The organism is Pseudomonas sp. SCPG-7 (assembly GCF_002156405.1).
Classification (GTDB): domain Bacteria; phylum Pseudomonadota; class Gammaproteobacteria; order Pseudomonadales; family Pseudomonadaceae; genus Aquipseudomonas; species Aquipseudomonas parakoreensis.
On sequence record NZ_MVOO01000026.1, the window covers coordinates 1 to 17,610 of the forward strand.

At 61.7% G+C, this 17,610-nt stretch carries 19 protein-coding genes and 1 riboswitch; of the genes, 14 read left to right on the forward strand and 5 right to left on the reverse strand.

Annotated elements, in window-relative coordinates:
* Positions 1–129: 129 nt before the first annotated feature.
* Together B1722_RS26890 and B1722_RS26895 are read right to left on the reverse strand one after the other, a co-directional pair.
* A complete protein-coding gene (locus tag B1722_RS26890; protein ID WP_086794929.1) occupies positions 130–1,443 on the reverse strand; it encodes a sorbosone dehydrogenase family protein in 1,314 nt (437 codons plus the stop codon).
* 66 nt (positions 1,444–1,509) lie between these two features.
* Positions 1,510–2,094, reverse strand: a complete 585-nt coding sequence (locus B1722_RS26895; protein WP_041074348.1) for a hypothetical protein — start codon at positions 2,092–2,094, stop codon at positions 1,510–1,512.
* A 164-nt stretch (positions 2,095–2,258) separates the two neighbouring features.
* A riboswitch (cobalamin riboswitch) is annotated at positions 2,259–2,490 on the forward strand.
* A 79-nt stretch (positions 2,491–2,569) separates the two neighbouring features.
* Here B1722_RS26895 and cobO point away from each other — a divergent pair.
* From cobO to B1722_RS26960, 14 genes are all read left to right on the forward strand, one after another.
* Positions 2,570–3,181 carry a cob(I)yrinic acid a,c-diamide adenosyltransferase gene (cobO, locus tag B1722_RS26900; protein WP_041074346.1) on the forward strand — a complete coding sequence of 204 codons (612 nt, stop codon included), beginning with the start codon at positions 2,570–2,572 and terminating at the stop codon, positions 3,179–3,181.
* Positions 3,178–4,578, forward strand: coding sequence for a cobyrinate a,c-diamide synthase (locus B1722_RS26905; RefSeq protein WP_086794930.1), 1,401 nt, complete (start codon positions 3,178–3,180; stop codon positions 4,576–4,578). The genes cobO and B1722_RS26905 overlap by 4 nt, the downstream gene beginning before the upstream one ends.
* The gene (gene bluB / locus B1722_RS26910; RefSeq protein WP_086794931.1) at positions 4,575–5,225 is read left to right on the forward strand and encodes a 5,6-dimethylbenzimidazole synthase; all 651 of its coding nucleotides are present in this window, start codon (positions 4,575–4,577) and stop codon (positions 5,223–5,225) included. The genes B1722_RS26905 and bluB overlap by 4 nt, the downstream gene beginning before the upstream one ends.
* A complete protein-coding gene (cbiB, locus tag B1722_RS26915) occupies positions 5,222–6,130 on the forward strand; it encodes an adenosylcobinamide-phosphate synthase CbiB (protein ID WP_086794932.1) in 909 nt (302 codons plus the stop codon). Before bluB ends, cbiB begins: the two co-directional genes overlap by 4 nt.
* On the forward strand, positions 6,123–7,115 hold the full coding sequence (cobD, locus tag B1722_RS26920; RefSeq protein WP_041074338.1) for a threonine-phosphate decarboxylase CobD: 993 nt from the start codon (positions 6,123–6,125) through the stop codon (positions 7,113–7,115). The genes cbiB and cobD overlap by 8 nt, the downstream gene beginning before the upstream one ends.
* Positions 7,112–8,563: a cobyric acid synthase gene (locus B1722_RS26925; RefSeq protein ID WP_086794933.1), complete on the forward strand. Its 1,452-nt coding sequence runs from the start codon at positions 7,112–7,114 to the stop codon at positions 8,561–8,563. The genes cobD and B1722_RS26925 overlap by 4 nt, the downstream gene beginning before the upstream one ends.
* Positions 8,564–8,701: 138 nt before the next feature.
* Complete coding sequence (gene cobU, locus B1722_RS26930) at positions 8,702–9,223, forward strand: bifunctional adenosylcobinamide kinase/adenosylcobinamide-phosphate guanylyltransferase (RefSeq protein WP_041074334.1); 522 nt, start codon at positions 8,702–8,704, stop codon at positions 9,221–9,223.
* Positions 9,220–10,275: a nicotinate-nucleotide--dimethylbenzimidazole phosphoribosyltransferase gene (cobT, locus tag B1722_RS26935; RefSeq protein ID WP_086794934.1), complete on the forward strand. Its 1,056-nt coding sequence runs from the start codon at positions 9,220–9,222 to the stop codon at positions 10,273–10,275. The genes cobU and cobT overlap by 4 nt, the downstream gene beginning before the upstream one ends.
* Positions 10,272–10,847 (forward strand): alpha-ribazole phosphatase family protein, encoded by a 576-nt coding sequence (gene cobC / locus B1722_RS26940; RefSeq protein WP_041074330.1) that lies wholly within the window; start codon positions 10,272–10,274, stop codon positions 10,845–10,847. The genes cobT and cobC overlap by 4 nt, the downstream gene beginning before the upstream one ends.
* A 1-nt stretch (position 10,848) precedes the next feature.
* Positions 10,849–11,580, forward strand: a complete 732-nt coding sequence (locus B1722_RS26945) for an adenosylcobinamide-GDP ribazoletransferase (protein WP_041074328.1) — start codon at positions 10,849–10,851, stop codon at positions 11,578–11,580.
* Between the two features lie 201 nt (positions 11,581–11,781).
* The gene (locus B1722_RS26950; protein ID WP_007950413.1) at positions 11,782–12,186 is read left to right on the forward strand and encodes a MarR family winged helix-turn-helix transcriptional regulator; all 405 of its coding nucleotides are present in this window, start codon (positions 11,782–11,784) and stop codon (positions 12,184–12,186) included.
* Positions 12,187–12,239: 53 nt separating this feature from the next.
* The gene (locus tag B1722_RS26955) at positions 12,240–13,448 is read left to right on the forward strand and encodes an MFS transporter (protein WP_041074326.1); all 1,209 of its coding nucleotides are present in this window, start codon (positions 12,240–12,242) and stop codon (positions 13,446–13,448) included.
* Positions 13,445–13,570, forward strand: a complete 126-nt coding sequence (locus B1722_RS29970; protein ID WP_256198942.1) for a hypothetical protein — start codon at positions 13,445–13,447, stop codon at positions 13,568–13,570. The genes B1722_RS26955 and B1722_RS29970 overlap by 4 nt, the downstream gene beginning before the upstream one ends.
* Positions 13,571–13,624: 54 nt before the next feature.
* Complete coding sequence (locus B1722_RS26960; protein ID WP_041074325.1) at positions 13,625–14,185, forward strand: glutathione peroxidase; 561 nt, start codon at positions 13,625–13,627, stop codon at positions 14,183–14,185.
* Positions 14,186–14,365: 180 nt separating this feature from the next.
* Here B1722_RS26960 and B1722_RS26965 read toward each other — a convergent pair whose 3' ends face one another.
* From B1722_RS26965 to B1722_RS26975, 3 genes are all read right to left on the reverse strand, one after another.
* Positions 14,366–15,637, reverse strand: coding sequence for an OmpP1/FadL family transporter (locus B1722_RS26965; protein WP_086794935.1), 1,272 nt, complete (start codon positions 15,635–15,637; stop codon positions 14,366–14,368).
* Positions 15,638–15,783: 146 nt separating this feature from the next.
* On the reverse strand, positions 15,784–16,266 hold the full coding sequence (locus tag B1722_RS26970; RefSeq protein ID WP_041074321.1) for a hypothetical protein: 483 nt from the start codon (positions 16,264–16,266) through the stop codon (positions 15,784–15,786).
* Between the two features lie 274 nt (positions 16,267–16,540).
* Positions 16,541–16,765 (reverse strand): hypothetical protein, encoded by a 225-nt coding sequence (locus B1722_RS26975; RefSeq protein WP_007962908.1) that lies wholly within the window; start codon positions 16,763–16,765, stop codon positions 16,541–16,543.
* Between the last annotated feature and the right edge of the window lie 845 nt (positions 16,766–17,610).

Consider the following 17,610-nt stretch of genomic DNA (forward strand, 5'->3'; position numbering starts at 1 on the left):
CACCCCTTCAAGTCTAAACATACAAGCGAGCCTGCTCGCGAAAGCGGTGTATCAGTCAACTCGATGGAGGCTGACACTCCGCATTCGCGAGCAGGCTCGCTCCCACAGCTGTTTTGTGGTGGGCCAAAGTTACTTGGCGGCCGACACCCGCCACACCTTGTTCCCCACATCATCGGCCACCAGCAAACCACCTTGCTGGTCAATCACCACGCCAACCGGGCGGCCCAATGCGTTCTCGTCCTTGTCGAGGAAGCCGGTCAGTACATCCACCGGTGCTCCGTTCGGCTTGCCGGCGGCGAATGGTACGAAAATCACCTTATAGCCACTGTGCGGTTTGCGGTTCCACGAGCCGTGCTGGCCGATAAACGCGCCTTCCTTGAACTGCGCCGGCAAGTTGTTGCCGTCGGCGAAGGTCAGGCCCAGTGACGCGGTGTGCGGGCCGACGGCATAGTCCGGAGCGATGGCCTTGGCCACCAGATCCAGATTCTGCGGCTTCACCCGGACATCCACGTGCTGGCCGTAATAGCTGAAAGGCCAGCCATAGAAGCCACCGTCCTTGACCGAGGTGATGTAGTCCGGCACCAGGTCGCTGCCGATTTCGTCACGTTCGTTGACTGCTGTCCACAGCGCGCCTGTGGTGGGTTCCCACGCCAGGCCGTTGGGGTTACGAATGCCTGAGGCGAAGATCCGGTGATTGCCGGTGGCGCGATCCACTTCCCAGATCGCGGCGCGACCTTCCTCTTTATCCAGACCATTCTCGCCGACGTTGCTGTTCGAGCCGACGGTGACATACAGCTTGCTGCCGTCCTTGCTGGCGATGACGTTCTTGGTCCAGTGATGGTTCAGCGTACCGCCCGGCAGATCGGTAACCTTGATCGGCTGTGTCTTGATCTCCGTTGCACCGGGTTCGTAGTGGAAGCGCAGCAGGCGATCAGTGTCAGCGACGTACAAATCGTTGCCGACCAGGGTCATGCCGAATGGCGAGTTGAGGTTCTGCAGAAATACCGTGCGGGTCTCGGCCACGCCGTCGTGATCGGCGTCGCGCAGCAGGGTGATGCGGTTCGGGCTCGGCACGCCGGCACCGGCTTTGCCCATGACTTTCTTCATCACCCAGCCGCGAATACCGCTGCTGTCATCCGGCTTGGGCGGCGCGTTGGTTTCCGCCACCAATACGTCACCGTTGGGCAGCACGTAGAGCCAGCGTGGGTGATCGAGGCCTTCGGCAAATGCAGCCACTTGCGTACCGGCTGCGGCGGTCGGTTTGCCACCTGCAGGCCAGCCGACCGCTGGGGCGATGTTCACCGTCGGGATCAGGGTTTTGTTCGGTTCAGGCAGTTTCGGTGACGGTCCGGTGCCGTCGGAAACTTGCAGGCTGGAGGATTCACCGCAGGCGGTGAGCCCTCCGGCGAGAGCGATGACGAGAGCGAGTCGGGTTTTGCGCATTGCTGATCTTCCCTATGAATGCATGCTTAATCATAGAGAACCCTGCGCACCCGATGGTTCAACCGTTCAACCACGGGCCTCTTTGAACAGCACGGCGATGCCCGGGTGATAGTTACCCGCTTCGCTGCGCAATTTGCGGTAGGCGTAGGGGAAATACCAGGCCACGGCGCAGCAGTGTTCCTTTTGCAGGTCGTCGACCATGTCCTGCAGTTCTTCCGGGCTGGCGCTGTGCTGAGCCTTCTGCGGGGCGACGAACAGACAGCCGAGTTTGAGGTCACTGGCGAAGCTGATGCGTTTGGCATCGCTGGTGATGTCCAGCAGGGCCTGAGTCAGGTTGAGGTTGTTGACCCGCGGCCAGCGCTGGGTGGCCTGAAGGTAGGCGCGGTCTTCGGCGCCGGCGATGAACAGGTCGGCGCGGGCATTGCGCTCCCCGTCCTCGTTCTGCTTGCGGGTGGTGGTATCGCAGAGGGTAACCAGCTCGGCCATCCATGCCGCAGCGGAGAGCAAGCCGAGATTGGCTTTCTCGTCATGCCAGTAGGGCGTGTCGTTGTCACCGCGTACCGCGTTGTAACGGTCAATACAGTCAAACCAGCGTTCAAGCACCGGGCGCAGGAATTCCAGGCGCGGGTTGCTGATGATCATGCCTTGCATCGTCATCATCCTTATTGTTGTGGTGTGCTTTTTCAATCAAAAGCATGGCTCTTTGATATCACTTGTCTCAGTGTGGCACAAGATTGGCGTCAGATAATTGATCGGTGGCAGTTATTCGCCCGACGGCCCCCTCTTTAATTGACGCTCCACCCCCAACCCTCTAACCTTCGCGGCTTGTTTCAGGTGCTCTGTGACGCGTGTCGACAGAGTGAAACAGGGAAGCCGGTGAGGGTTGTCTTCAGGTGAAGAACGATCACGATCCCGGCGCTGCCCCCGCAACGGTAAATGAGTGAAAACTGCGCATTGAGCCACTGTGTCGACCGACGCGGGAAGGCGCGCAGTCAGGCGATTCGCCGCTCATGAGCCCGGAGACCGGCCTGATCCATCCAGCGGCATCACGGTGGGCGATGCCAGGCTTTTTGCCGTCTGTTCTTGTGCCTGCCCGCCGTTATCCAGCCTCAACGGAGAGCTCCCCATGACCGATTCCCCCGAGCGCGACGAACGCCATCTGGCGCGTATGCAGCGCAAAAAAGCCGTGATCGACGAACGCATCGCCAATTCCCCTGACGAGTGCGGCCTGGTGCTGGTGTTGACCGGCAATGGCAAAGGCAAAAGCAGCTCGGCGTTCGGCATGCTTGCCCGTGCCATGGGTCACGGCATGCAGTGCGGCGTGGTGCAATTTATCAAGGGCCGCAACAGCACTGGCGAAGAGTTGTTCTTCCGCCGCTTCCCCGAGCAAGTGCGCTTTCACGTGATGGGCGAGGGCTTCACCTGGGAAACCCAGGATCGCCAACGTGACATCGCCGCCGCCGAAGCTGCGTGGGCAGTGTCCCGCGAGCTGCTGCGCGATCCGTCGATCGGCCTGGTGGTGCTGGATGAACTGAACATCGCCCTGAAACACGGCTACCTCGATCTGGATCGAGTGCTCAGCGACCTGCAGGCGCGTCCGCCGATGCAGCACGTGATCGTCACCGGCCGCGCGGCCAAGCCGGAAATGATCGAAATGGGCGACACCGTCACCGAAATGGGCATGCTCAAGCACGCCTTCCAGGCCGGCATCAAAGCGCAGAAAGGCGTCGAACTTTGAATCAACCACGTCACTGCCCGGCGGTGTTGATCGCCGCGCCGGCCTCCGGTCAGGGCAAGACCACCGTCACCGCCGCGCTCGCTCGCTTGCATCGCAATCAGGGGCGCAAGGTGCGCGTGTTCAAATGCGGCCCGGACTTCCTCGACCCGATGATTCTCGAGCGCGCCAGCGGTGCGCCGGTGTATCAACTGGACATGTGGATGGTTGGCGAGCAGGAAAGCCGCCGCCTGTTGTGGGAAGCCGCCGCCGAAGCCGATCTGATCCTGATCGAAGGCGTGATGGGCCTGTTCGACGGCACGCCGTCCAGCGCTGATCTGGCGCGCCATTTTGGTGTGCCGGTGCTTGGTGTGATCGATGGTACCGCCATGGCCCAGACTTTCGGTGCCCTGGCGCTGGGGCTGGCGCGTTATCAGCCGGACCTGCCATTCGCCGGCGTGCTGGCCAACCGCGTCGGCACCTTGCGTCATGCGCAATTGCTCGAAGGCAGCCTCACCGAAGGTTTGCGCTGGTACGGCGCGCTGTCGCGGGAAACCGGGATCGAGTTGCCGAGCCGCCATCTCGGTCTGGTGCAGGCCAGCGAATTGAATGATCTGGACCTGCGTCTCGACGCGGCCGCCGAAGCGTTGGCCAGCAGTTGCGAGGTAGCGCTGCCACCGGCCGTGGCATTCGCCGCGCCTGAAGTGATCCCTGCCGAACCGCTGCTCGACGGCGTGCGCATCGCCGTCGCTCGCGATGAGGCCTTTGCCTTCACCTACGGCGCCAGTCTCGATCTGCTGCGGGCGATGGGCGCCGAGTTGAGTTTCTTCTCGCCGATCCGCGATACGCAGTTGCCCGACGCCGACAGTCTGTATCTGCCCGGTGGTTACCCGGAATTGCACCATGTCGCGCTGGCGCAAAATACTGTGATGCTGGATGCGATTCGCGCGCACCACGCTGCCGGCAAACCGCTGCTTGCCGAGTGCGGCGGCATGCTCTATCTGCTCGACGCGTTGACCGATGTCGAAGGCACCCGCGCCGAACTGGTCGGGCTGCTGCGCGGTGAGGCAGTGATGCAAAAACGTCTGGCGGCACTGGCACTGCAAGCGGTGGATTTGCCAGAAGGTTCGTTGCGCGGCCACACCTATCACCATTCCCTGACCAGCACCGAGCTGACGCCGATTGCCCGGGGCATCAGCCCGAATGGCGGGCGCGGGGCGGAGGCGGTTTATCGGGAAGGGCGGATGACGGCGTCGTACGTGCATTTTTACTTTCCGTCGAATCCCACGGCGATTGCTGCATTGTTTGCGCCAGATATCAAGGCCGCCTTCGCTGGCAAGCCAGCTCCCACAGTGGCCGGTGTCATGCCTGAAGAAACGCGATCCCCTGTGGGAGCTGGCTTGCCAGCGATGGGGCCATGACCGACAACGCCTATTCCGAGGCCGAACGCGCAGCCGTCTACCGAGCCATCGCCGAACGCCGCGACATGCGCCACTTCACCGGCGGCACGGTCGAGCCGGAGCTGCTGCGCCGTCTGCTCGAAGCCGCGCATCAGGCGCCCAGCGTCGGTCTGATGCAGCCGTGGCGCTTTATCCGCATCAGCGATCGCGCCTTGCGCGGGCAGATCCAGAACCTCGTCGAAGAAGAACGTGTGCGTACCGCCGAAGCCCTCGGCGAGCGCTCTGATGAGTTCATGAAGCTCAAGGTTGAAGGCATCAACGACTGTGCCGAAGTGCTGGTCGCGGCGCTGATGGACGATCGCGAAAAACATATTTTCGGCCGTCGTACGCTGCCGGAAATGGACATGGCCTCGCTGTCCTGCGCGATTCAGAATCTGTGGCTGGCGTCCCGTGCCGAGGGGCTGGGCATGGGCTGGGTGTCGCTGTTCGAACCGCAGGCGCTGGCCGATCTGCTGCAGCTGCCGGCCGGGGCCAAGCCATTGGCGGTGTTGTGCCTGGGGCCGGTCAAGGCATTCTATCCGGCGCCGATGCTGGTACTCGAAGGGTGGGCGCAGGCGCGGCCGCTCAATGAGTTGCTGTACGAAAATTATTGGGGAGTGAGTCAATGAGTGTGGCGTTGTTGAGTGTCGCCGCGGTCGCGCTGGATGCGCTGCTGGGTGAACCGAAACGCTGGCATCCGCTGGTGGCGTTCGGCAATTTTGCCGGGCGCATCGAGCGCCGTTTCAATGCGGGCGGACGTGGCTGGCGCAGTCACGGGGTCACCGCGTGGGTGATCGCGGTGCTGCCGCTGACCTTGCTCGCGACCGCGTTTTCCTGGGCGCCGTACGTGGGCTGGATCGTCGAGATTCTGGCGCTGTATTGCGCCCTCGGCATGCGCAGCCTCGGTGAGCATGTCGCGCCGGTAGCCTGCGCCTTGCGCGCCGATGATCTGGAAGAAGCGCGCAAGCGTGTTGGCTATCTGGTCAGCCGCCAGACCAGCGAACTGGACAGCTCCGCCGTTGCGCGCGCGGCCACCGAGTCGGTACTGGAGAACGGCAGTGACGCGGTGTTCGCCGCGCTGTTCTGGTTCGTCGTGGCCGGCGCGCCGGGCGTGGTGCTCTATCGCCTGAGCAATACGCTCGACGCAATGTGGGGCTATCGCAACGAACGCTTCGAGCGCTTCGGCTGGTGCGCGGCAAAAATCGACGACGTGCTCAACTACATTCCGGCCCGACTGGTGGCGCTGACCTACGCGCTGCTGGGGAACACCCGGCTCGCCTGGAAATGCTGGCGCAGCCAGGGCCCGCAATGGGACAGCCCCAACGCCGGTCCGGTGATGGCGGCCGGTGCCGGTGCGTTGAATGTCGAACTGGGCGGCCCGGCGATCTATCACGGCGAACTGCATGAGCGTCCGCAACTGGGCGAAGGTGCGCCAGCGGATGCCGATTCGATTGATCGCGGCTGGCAATTGGTCCAGCGCGGGGTATGGTTATGGCTGCTGATTCTCTGCGTGGGGGCTGAATTCTATGCTTGAGCACGGTGGCCGGCTGCGCAAGGCTGCACTCGATTACGGGATTGCCGAGGCCGACTGGCTCGACCTGTCCAGCGGCCTTGCGCCGTGGCCATTTGCGGTGCCGCAGATTCCGTTGCGCGCCTGGGCACGCTTGCCGGAAACCGATGACGGGCTGGAGCAGGCCGCGTGCGATTACTACGGCGCCTCGCAGGTGCTGCCGGTGGCCGGTTCGCAAATGGCGATCCAGCTGCTGCCGCGTTTGCGCCGCGCCGGCAAGGTCGGTGTGTTGTCGCCGTGTTATGCCGAGCACGCCGAAGCCTGGCGTCGCAGTGGTTACATCGTGCGCGAAGTGCTGGAGCAGGAAGTGGAGTTCTTTCTCGACAGCCTCGACGTGCTGGTGGTGGTCAATCCGAACAACCCCACCGGCCTGAGCCTGACCCCGGCGCGGCTGCTCGACTGGCATGCGCGGCTGGCCCAGCGCGGCGGCTGGCTGGTGGTCGATGAAGCGTTCATGGATAACACGCCGCAACTGAGTCTGGCCTCGCACACCCATCAGGTTGGCCTGATAGTGTTGCGCTCCTTCGGCAAGTTTTTCGGTCTGGCCGGGGTGCGTCTGGGGTTTGTGCTGGCCGAGCGCAAGTTGCTCAGATTGCTCGCGGAGCAGGTCGGGCCATGGGCAGTCAGCGGACCGACGCGGGTGCTCGGTCAGGCCTGTTTGCAGGACACCGAAGCGCACACTCGGCAGCGTATTCGCAGCGATGAGGCCAGTGAGCGTCTGGCGCTGCTGCTGGAGCGCTATGGCTTCAAACCCCACGGTGGTTGTGCGTTGTTTCAGTGGCTGATCACCGAGCACGCGCCTGCGTTGCACGAGTTCATGGCCCGACGCGGGATCCTTCTGCGCATCTTCACTCACAACAGCAGTTTGCGTTTTGGCCTGCCCGCCAACGCCGCTGAAGAAGCGCGCCTCGAACAGGCGCTGCAAGCCTTTGCCAAGGAATCGAAATGACCACCCTGATGGTGCAAGGCACCACCTCCGACGCCGGTAAAAGCACGCTAGTGACGGCGCTGTGCCGCTGGGCCACCCGTCAGGGCGTGGCGGTGGTGCCGTTCAAACCGCAGAACATGGCGCTCAACAGCGCGGTGACCGCCGACGGCGGCGAGATTGGCCGGGCGCAAGCGGTGCAGGCACAAGCGGCGCATCTCGAACCGCACACCGACATGAACCCGGTGCTGCTCAAACCCAACAGCGACACCGGCGCGCAGGTGATCATCCATGGCCGTGCGGTCACCAGCATGAACGCAGTGGCCTATCACGACTACAAAGCCATCGCCATGCAAGCGGTGCTCGCGTCGCACGAGCGGCTGAGCGCGGCCTATCCGCTGGTGATGGTTGAAGGCGCTGGCTCGCCGGCCGAGATCAATCTGCGTGCCGGAGACATCGCCAACATGGGCTTCGCCGAAGCGGTGGATTGCCCGGTGCTGCTGATCGCCGACATCAATCGCGGCGGGGTGTTTGCGCATCTGGTCGGCACGCTGGAGTTGCTGTCGCCGAGCGAGCAGGCGCGGGTCAAGGGCTTCATCATCAACCGTTTTCGCGGTGACATTGCCTTGCTGCAACCGGGCCTCGACTGGCTGGAACAGCGCACCGGCAAACCGGTGGTGGGCGTGCTGCCGTATGTGATGGATCTGCACCTGGAAGCCGAGGACGGCATCGACCAGCGCCAGACCGACAAGGCCGAGCAAGTGCTGAAAGTGGTGGTACCGGTGCTGCCGCGCATCAGCAATCACACCGATTTCGATCCGCTGCGTTTGCACCCGCAGGTCGATCTGCAATTCATCGGCCCGGGGCAGGCGATCCCTGCTGCCGACCTGATCATCCTGCCGGGCTCGAAAAGCGTGCGCAGCGATCTGGCGTATCTGCGCGCCAGCGGCTGGGACACGGCGATCAATCGGCACCTGCGCTATGGCGGCAAGTTGCTGGGGATCTGCGGCGGTCTGCAAATGCTCGGCGAGCAAGTGCACGATCCGCTGGGTCTCGAAGGCGCGCCGGGTTCCAGTGCCGGACTGGGTTTGCTGGCGTTCGAAACCACGCTGGAAGCCGAGAAGCAATTGCGCAATGTCCGTGGGCATCTGGCGCTGGAAAACGCTGAGATCAGTGGTTATGAAATCCATGCGGGCGTGACGGTGGGGCCGGCGCTGGAGAATGCGGCGGTGCATCTGGATGACGGTCGTTGCGACGGCGCGCTGAGTCTGGACGGGCAGGTGTTCGGCACTTATCTGCATGGCTTGTTCGAATCACCGCAAGCCAGTGCCGCGTTGCTGCGCTGGGCCGGGTTGAGCGATGTGCAGGAGGTGGATTACCACGGCTTGCGCGAGCGCGATATCGAGCGGTTGGCGGATCTGGTGGAGCAGCATCTGGATACCGATTTGTTGCGTCAGCTCTGCGGGATTTGAGTGGCCTGCCCAGGCCCCATCGCTGGCAAGCCAGCTCCCACAGGGGAGTGAGGTGTTTCAGCCACCGCGGTCACTGTGGGAGCGGGCTTGCCCGCGAAGGGGCCAGTGGCCTCAACACATAATTTTCAGGATGTCCCCATGCACCAACTGATCCTCGGCGGCGCCCGCTCCGGCAAAAGTCGCCTGGCGGAAAAACTCGCCAGCGACAGCCAACTGGCGGTCACTTACATCGCCACCAGCCAGCCGCTGGACGGCGAGATGAACGAACGCGTCGCCCATCACCGCGCCCGGCGTCCGGCCGAATGGGCGTTGATCGAAGAACCGCTGCAACTGGCCCGCGTCCTGCGTGAAAACGCCAGTGCCGAGCGTTGCCTGCTGGTCGACTGCCTGACGCTGTGGCTGACCAATCTGCTGATGCTCGATGACGCCGCGCGTCTCGCCGCTGAGCGTGAAGCCCTGCTGAACTGCCTGGCGTCATTGCCGGGGGAAATCATTTTTGTCAGCAACGAGACCGGAATGGGTGTCGTGCCGCTGGGCGAATTGACTCGCCGCTACGTCGATGAAGCCGGTTGGCTGCATCAAGCTCTGGCCGAGCGTTGTCAGCGAGTAGTCCTGACCGTCGCCGGCCTGCCCCTGACCCTGAAAGGACCTGCGTTATGACTCAAGCGTGGTGGTTGAACCCGTGCCAATCCGTGAATGCCGAGATCGTTGAACAGGCGGCGGCGCGCCAACAGCAACTGACCAAACCGGCCGGTTCCCTCGGTCGCCTCGAAAGCGTGGCGGTGCAACTGGCCGGATTGCAGGGACAGATCAAGCCGACCCTTAAGCAAGTCTGGATCGCGATTTTCGCCGGTGATCACGGGGTGGTCGCGGAAGGCGTTTCCGCGTTCCCGCAGGAAGTCACCGGGCAGATGTTGCTCAACTTTGTCAGCGGCGGTGCGGCGATCAGCGTGCTGGCGCGCCAGCTTGATGCGCAATTGGAGGTGGTCGATCTGGGTACGGTAACGCCATCGTTGAACCTGCCGGGCGTGCGCCACCTTAACATCGGCCCGGGCACGGCGAATTTCGCGAAGGGCGCGGCGATGACCCAAGCGCAGGGCGAACTCGCCTTGCAGGCCGGTCGTGACAGCGTGCTGCGCGCCAAAGCGGCGGGCGCACAGTTGTTCATCGGTGGCGAAATGGGCATCGGCAACACCACTGCCGCCAGTGCACTGGCGTGTGCCTTGCTCGATTGCCCGGTGGCGCACCTGACCGGTCCCGGCACCGGGTTGAACGCCGAAGGCGTCAGCCATAAAGCACAAGTGATCGAGCGCGCACTGGCGCTGCACGCGGCGCAACGTGGCGATGCGCTGCAAACCCTGTTCAACCTCGGCGGTTTTGAAATCGCCGCACTGGTCGGCGCGTACCTGGCTTGTGCGCAGGAAGGCGTGGCGGTGCTGGTCGACGGCTTTATCTGCACGGTCGCCGCGTTGGTCGCGGTGCGGCTGAATCCGGCCTGCCGCGAGTGGTTGCTGTTCGGCCATCGTGGCGCCGAGCCGGGCCATCGTCATGTGTTGGAAACCCTCCACGCCGAACCGCTGCTGGAACTCGGTTTGCGACTGGGCGAGGGCAGCGGGGCAGCGTTGGCTGTGCCGCTGTTGCGCCTGGCTTGCGACCTGCACGGGCAGATGGCGACGTTCGCCGAAGCGGCGGTGGCGGATCGTCCGGCATGACGTTGCGTCTGGACCTGCTGCGCCACGGTGAGACGGAGCTGGGCGGCGGATTGCGCGGTAGCCTCGATGATGCGCTCACGGAAAAGGGTTGGGCGCAGATGCGTGCGGCGGTGCTGGCGGGCGGGCCGTGGGATCGCTTGATCAGTTCGCCGCTGCAGCGTTGCGCGCGGTTCGCTGCAGAGCTGGGCGAGCAACTGAATCTGCCGGTGCAGTTGGACAAGGACCTGCAGGAACTGCATTTCGGTGCCTGGGAAGGGCAGAGCGCAGCGGCACTGATGGAGACCGATGCCGAGGCGCTGGGGTTGTTCTGGGCCGATCCGTATGCGTTCACGCCGCCGCAGGGTGAGCCGGTCATTGATTTTGCGGCGCGCGTGCTGGGCGCGGTTGCGCGTTTGCATCAGGCCTATGCCGGTGAACGCGTTTTGTTGATCAGTCATGGCGGCGTGATGCGTCTGTTGCTGGCGCAGGCGCGAGGTTTGCCACGTGAGCAGTTGCTCAATGTCGAAGTCGCGCATGCTTCGCTGTTCGCGCTCAGCGTCGAGGCCGATGGCGTGCTCAAGGAAGGTCACTGAGATGCTGCCACTGTGGATCGCCCTGCAATTTCTCAGCAGCTTGCCGATTCGTCTGCCGGGGATGCCGGAGCCGCAACAGCTCGGGCGTTCGCTGTTGTTTTATCCGTTGGTGGGGCTGCTGTTCGGGGTGATCCTCTGGGTATTCAACCTGGTATTGGCCGGCGCGCCGCTGTTGTTGCATGCGGCGTTGCTGCTGACGGTGTGGGTGCTGCTCAGCGGCGCGCTGCATCTGGATGGTCTGGCTGACAGCGCTGATGCCTGGCTTGGTGGTTTCGGTGATCGCGAGCGCACGCTGACGATCATGAAGGATCCGCGCAGCGGGCCGATTGCCGTGGTGACACTGTTGTTGGTGTTGCTGCTGAAGTTTTGCGCGTTGCTGGCGCTGGTCGAGCAAGGGCACGCGGTGATGTTGATCATCGTGCCGCTGCTGGGGCGCGCGGCGTTGCTGGGGCTGTTTCTGACCACGCCGTATGTGCGCGCGGGAGGTCTGGGGCAGGCGTTGGCTGATCATTTGCCGCGCAGGGCCGGTTGGTGGGTGCTTGGGGCGAGTGCGCTGGCCTGTTTGCTGATTGCCGGGGTGAAAGCGATTGTTGCGCTGGTTGTCGCGTTCGTCGGGTTTGTCTGGCTGCGGCAGGTGATGATTCGGCGGTTGGGCGGGACCACGGGCGATACGGCGGGGGCGTTGCTGGAATTGCTGGAGATGGCGGTGCTGGTTGGGGTGGTGTTGGTCTGACAGGTGTCTGTTGCCTGTTCGGACCTCATCGCTGGCAAGCCAGCTCCCACAGGTATTGAGGCGTTTGCAGATTTTTTGAACACTTGCAAAAAACTGTGGGAGCTGGCTTGCCAGCGATGGGGATGTGTCAGACGCCACAATCCTTATTGATAAACTCATGTGTAACTTGATTTAACACAGTCGCGGGTATATACACGCATCATGCTTCCTTCTCAGTGTTTGTGCACCAACCTGCGTCGCGCCGCTCGTGGCGTCAGCAGGCATTATGACGGCGCTCTCGACGGCTTCGGGATCAACGTTGCCCAGTATTCTTTGCTGTGCAATCTGCAGCGTCTGGATCAACCGAGCATCTCGGAACTGGCCGAAGCCATGGGTCTGGATCGCAGCACTTTGGGGCGCAATCTGCGGGTACTCGAAGGTGAGGGCCTGGTGGCGCTGGCCGAGGGCGAGGACATGCGCAACCGCATCGTCCGGCTCACCGAAACCGGTGCACAGCGCCTCGCGGCGGCGCTACCGGCCTGGGAAGCGGCGCAACAGCGATTGATCGATCGCCTGGGCGCCGAGAAGCGTGAAACCTTGCTGCGACTGTTGGATGAACTGGCCTGAAGGCCGGTTTTTCCGGATTTAAGCGGGTATATACCCGCGAACGGAGAATAACAATGACATCGATGTGGCGTACGTGCGGTTGGGTGTTGCTGGGAAGTGCGCTGATTCTGGCGTTGTCATTGGGCGTGCGACACGGCTTCGGTCTGTTCCTGTCGCCGATGAGTGCGCAGTTCGGCTGGGGGCGCGAAGTGTTCGCCTTCGCCATTGCCTTGCAGAATCTGATCTGGGGCCTGGCGCAGCCGTTTACTGGCGCGCTGGCTGACCGTTTCGGTGCGGCGAAAGTGGTGCTGGTCGGCGGCGTGCTGTATGCCGCGGGCCTGGTGTGCATGGGGCTGTCCGATTCGGCGCTGACCTTGTCGCTGAGTGCGGGTCTATTGATCGGTATCGGCCTGTCCGGCACCTCGTTTTCGGTGATCCTCGGCGTGGTCGGGCGTGCGGTGCCGCCGGAAAAGCGCAGCATGGGCATGGGCATTGCGAGTGCCGCCGGCTCCTTTGGTCAATTTGCGATGTTGCCGGGCACACTGGGTTTGATCGGCTGGCTCGGCTGGTCGGCGGCGTTGCTGGTGCTGGGCCTGCTGGTGGCGCTGATCGTGCCGCTGGTGAGCATGCTCAAGGACAAGCCGCTGCCGGTGCTGGGCCATGAACAGAGCCTGTCCGAAGCGTTACGCGAAGCCTGTTCGCACTCGGGGTTCTGGCTGTTGGCATTCGGCTTTTTCGTCTGCGGCTTTCAGGTGGTGTTCATCGGTGTGCATCTGCCGGCCTATCTGGTTGATCAACATCTGCCGGCAACCGTCGGCACCACGGTGCTGGCGCTGATCGGTCTGTTCAATATCTTTGGCACTTATACCGCTGGCTGGCTCGGCGGACGCATGTCCAAGCCGCGTCTGCTGACGGCGTTGTACCTGCTGCGTGCGGTGGTGATCGTGCTGTTCCTGTGGCTGCCGGTGACGACGACGTCGGCGTACCTGTTCGGCATGGCCATGGGCTTCCTGTGGCTGTCGACGGTGCCGTTGACCAACGGCACGGTGGCGACCTTGTTTGGTGTGCGCAATCTGTCCATGCTCGGCGGCATCGTGTTCCTCTTTCATCAGCTTGGCTCGTTCCTCGGCGGCTGGCTGGGTGGCGTGGTGTATGACCGTACCGGGAGTTATGACTTGATCTGGCAAGTGGCGATTCTTTTGAGCCTGCTGGCGGCCGCGCTGAACTGGCCGGTACGCGAGCGTCCGGTGGCGCGTCTGCAGCCGACTGTCGGCGCCGTATGAAGCGCTCCTGGCCACGAATTGCTTTCACTGCACTCGGTGCCCTGTTGCTGGCGCTGGTGTGGTGGGGCTGGCATCAGGGCGGCCTGGCGTTGATGCAGTTGGGCATGGGCGCTTGCTTGTAGGCTTGGATGACGAGTAACGTCGGGAGTCTGATGACTGCTCAAAGGATGCCCGACATGCTCATGCGCTGGTGTGCTGTACCCGCGTTGCTGATGGCGTTGACCGGACTGGCCCAGGCGGCTGATTGCCCGGAGGCGCTGCAAGGTTCGTTGCCCAAGTTGCGCGCCAAGGAATCCGTCGATCTGTGCCAGCGCTACGCCGGCAAGCCGCTGGTGGTGGTCAATACCGCCAGTTTCTGTGGCTTCGCCCCCCAGTTCGAGGGCCTCGAAGCGCTCAATCAGCATTACAAGGCGCAAGGCCTGGAAATGCTCGGCGTGCCCTCCAATGACTTCAAGCAGGAGTCCAAGGACAGCGCCGAAACCGCCAAGGTCTGCTACGCCAACTACGGCGTGACGTTCACCATGACCGAACCGCAGAAGGTCCGTGGCGACGATGCGACTCACCTGTTCAAGGTGCTGGCCGAACAGAGCAGTGCGCCGAAGTGGAATTTCTACAAGTACGTGATCGACCGGCAAGGCAAGGTGATTGCCAATTTCTCCAGCCTGACCAAACCGGATGATCCAGAGTTTATTGCGGCAGTTGAAAAGGCCATCGCCTCAAAACCACTGCAACCATGACCCTGTAGGAGCTGCGGAACGCTGCGATCTTTTGATCTTAAAAAACAAGATCAAAAGATCGCAGCCTCGTTTCACTCGACAGCTCCTACAGGTTGTAAATCTCAGGCACAAAAAAGCCCCGCTTTCTGCAAAGAGAGCGGGGCTTTTCTGTGGGCGAGGGTTTAGCCTCGCCGTGCAGCATCAGAAGCGGTAAGTAGCGCCAACACCGAAACCGTTTGCCGAGTTTTCATACTTGGCGTCGTAGGTCTGGCCACGATCGTTCTGGTTGTGGACCTTGACCGACTCTTCTTTCAGGTACGAGTAAGCCACGTCGATGGTCAGGTCTTCGGTCGGGCTCCAGCCGGCACCGATGCTGAAGATTGTGCGGTCGCCAGTAGGGATGCGTGGCGAGCGGTCGACGTTGTTGGTCGGCGACTGGTCGAAGGTCAGACCGGTACGCAGTACCCATTCCTTGTTCAGTTGGTACGAAGTACCCACGGCGTAAGCCCAGGAGTCGTGCCAGTTCTGCTCTTCAGTGATCTCGCCGAACTGACCGGCCAGCAGCGGCTGGACGCCGGAGTTTTCAACGGTGATCTTCTTCAGCTGGCTCCAGCGGGTCCAGGTCGAACCGGCGTAGACGTTCCAGCGATCATTGATCGCCTGAGTGACCGAGAAGTCCACCGATTCAGGCGTGGTGATCTTCAGCGAAGCGTCGTACTTCTGCTCGGCGCCCAGACCGACTGCGCCCAACACGCTGTAATTGACCTTGGTGTTGCCTTCGAGCTTGTAGTCGACTTTCGAGTGGTAGGTCAGACCCAGACGCGTGGTGTCGGTGGCCTGTACCAGCACGCCGATGTTGTAGCCCAGCGCGGTATCGTCACCCTTGATCTTGACCTTGCCGTCCGGCGCGGCCTGGGTGATCGACAGGTTGGATTCCAGCGTGCCGTCGATGCGGTTGATGGTCGGACCAAAACCGATCGACACCACGTCGTTAAACTTGTAGCTGACAGTTGGCTGGAAAGTGATGACTTGTACTTCGGACTTGCTGCCGAAGTAACGGCCGCCAAAGCCTTTTTCATAGTCGGTAATCAGGCCGAACGGCACGTAAACGCCGAGGCCGAATGCCCAGTGCTCATCGATCGGTTTGACGTAGAAGCCCATAGGTACGGAGGTGAAGGGCACCATGTCGCCTTTGTTGCTGCCGCCGTTAGGGCTGGAGCTGGCGTCGCTGATATCGGTCTTGGCATCGAGGAATGCAACACCGCCGGTGACTTGTTCGCGCGTGAGGCGCGACATGCCGGCAGGGTTGCCATAAACAGTGCTTGCGTCGTCGGCAGAAGAGGATCGCCCAGCGTAACCAGTACCCATCCCGCTGATGCTGTGTTCGTTGATGGCAAAGCCAGCTGCGAAGATCTGGGTGGATGCCATGGTAACGGCGAGGCTAAGGGTGGTTTTGAGCATGACTTTTTTCATTATTAGAACTCCTGGTGATCACCGGGGCGAAAATTACCAACATTTTCGTTCCAGCGCTATAGTCCCTATGCCTTGATTTAGAGCGGTTTTGTAGGACAATCCGACCAGATTCGCGACCTGTTGAGCGATCTTCTAAAACTTGCCAGTCAACACGCGACCTGATTCACCGGTGAAACACAGGTTTGCCAGGCGTAGGTGAAGTCGCGCAGACGGCCTTGCGGCTGGAAGGTCTGACGCCAGATTCGCGCCATGCCCAGCAGATCGCCCGGGGCGGGGAGGGTGGGGTGTTGTTCTTCTACCAGCAGCCAGGCGATGGCGGTGGCGTAACGCAGATTGACGGTCAATTCCAGGTGCGGGCCGCTAAGAAAAGCATGCTGGCTGGCGAGACCGCGAACAAGGCTCGCGCGCTCCGGATCCAGAGCCAGGTAGTGATCCCAAAGGGCTTGGTGGCGATGCTCGGCTATCCGGTAAAGGCCGTGGCCACGGCGGTCATGCAGGGCGGAGCCGAGGGCGGACTGGCTGGCGGCGATTCCCAGCAGCAGGGATTCGGCGGTTGCGCAGTGACGCCCCAGATAAATCAATGTGGGACGGATCACGTAGCGACACAGTTCGCTGGCAGCGATACCCATAATGCCCTCGATTCTTGTAATGGGGCGGCGAAACCTGAAGGGGCCTTGGCAGCGGTGGATCGACTCAGGCTCGCCGAAAGCGGATCAAGCCGCTTGAGTTGAAGTGTAGTGTCATATTCACGTCGTAAAGGCCTGTTTTTAAAATATTTCCGGCGCTGGGTCAGTCGCGTTATATCCGATGGTGCTTAGACGTCAAAAGCTAAAAGCGAAACATCAGGCAATAAAAAGCCCCGCATTATGTGCGGGGCTTTTGCTTTTGCAGCCTTTTCGGCCCTCAGGCAATCAAGGCCTGACGCGTACGATCAATAATGGCCTGCAGCGGCTCGGCGCTGGAGTATTGATCGGGGTACAGACGCTCGCTGTGGCGGGCGATTCCGTGTTCATTGACCACGGTGAAGCTGAAGCAGCCTTTGCGAGCGGCCATGATCAGGCAGTTCATTGGGGCAAAAGCGTTGGTTAGGGTGCGAATGGCATCCTGAGTCTGGATTTGAGTAGACATAGTTATTAGGTGTTCCTACAAATGACACGGATAAGAACCGTGCAACGTTAAAACGTTCCAGTAATGTCGACCACCATTGGTCGAACAAAGAACCCGACTGGAACAAAGCAGCCAGTTTGAAGCGCTGATAAGTTGGCGCGCTTGGGCTGGCAGGTAGGTACTTAGGAGGACAGGCAACACATCGAGGGCAGAGGTTCTGGGCCCGGGGTGAAGATCCTGATCAATTTGCAGGTTGGTTCGGTCAGAGTAAGTGGTCTTCGCAGCACCCTTTGCATTCATTCAAAGGCTGTGCTGGCGCAAGATTTACCTGGAAACCATCGAGGGGTCGTTCCCGCTTTTTTCGGTGAAGGGCTTCTGGGAAGAAGGTTGACCGTGGGGATGTGTTCGACCGGAATTGACTTTCAGCTTGGTACTAACGCCGCGGATAGTAACGGAACGTCCTGGACAATGCAAACCCTGCGGCAAAAAAGATTTCGGTCGGTGGCGCGGATCGTGGGTGACAGGGCTGGCCCTTTCGCGAGCAGGCTCACTCCCACAGGAGAACAGGGACCGAATGTGGGAGCGAGCCTGCTCGCGAAGAAGCCGTCCGTCGCCACAAAAGCGTGCAGCCATGCCCATCGCCAACCCGCTTATCCACTGCTCAGGGTGCAAAACGACCCGAAAAAGCGCATCGATATAACCGGGTAACAGGTACTTGTGCACATTAGTTGCGCAGACGGTAACCTCACCGTCATATCAATCCTGACCCCGGTGGCTGCCTGCATCAAAAGTTTAAGTCAATGAAAAATATCGTCTTTTTTTGTTGGTGAAAAAATCGTCAGTTTGACTGCGAGCCCCATTCCACA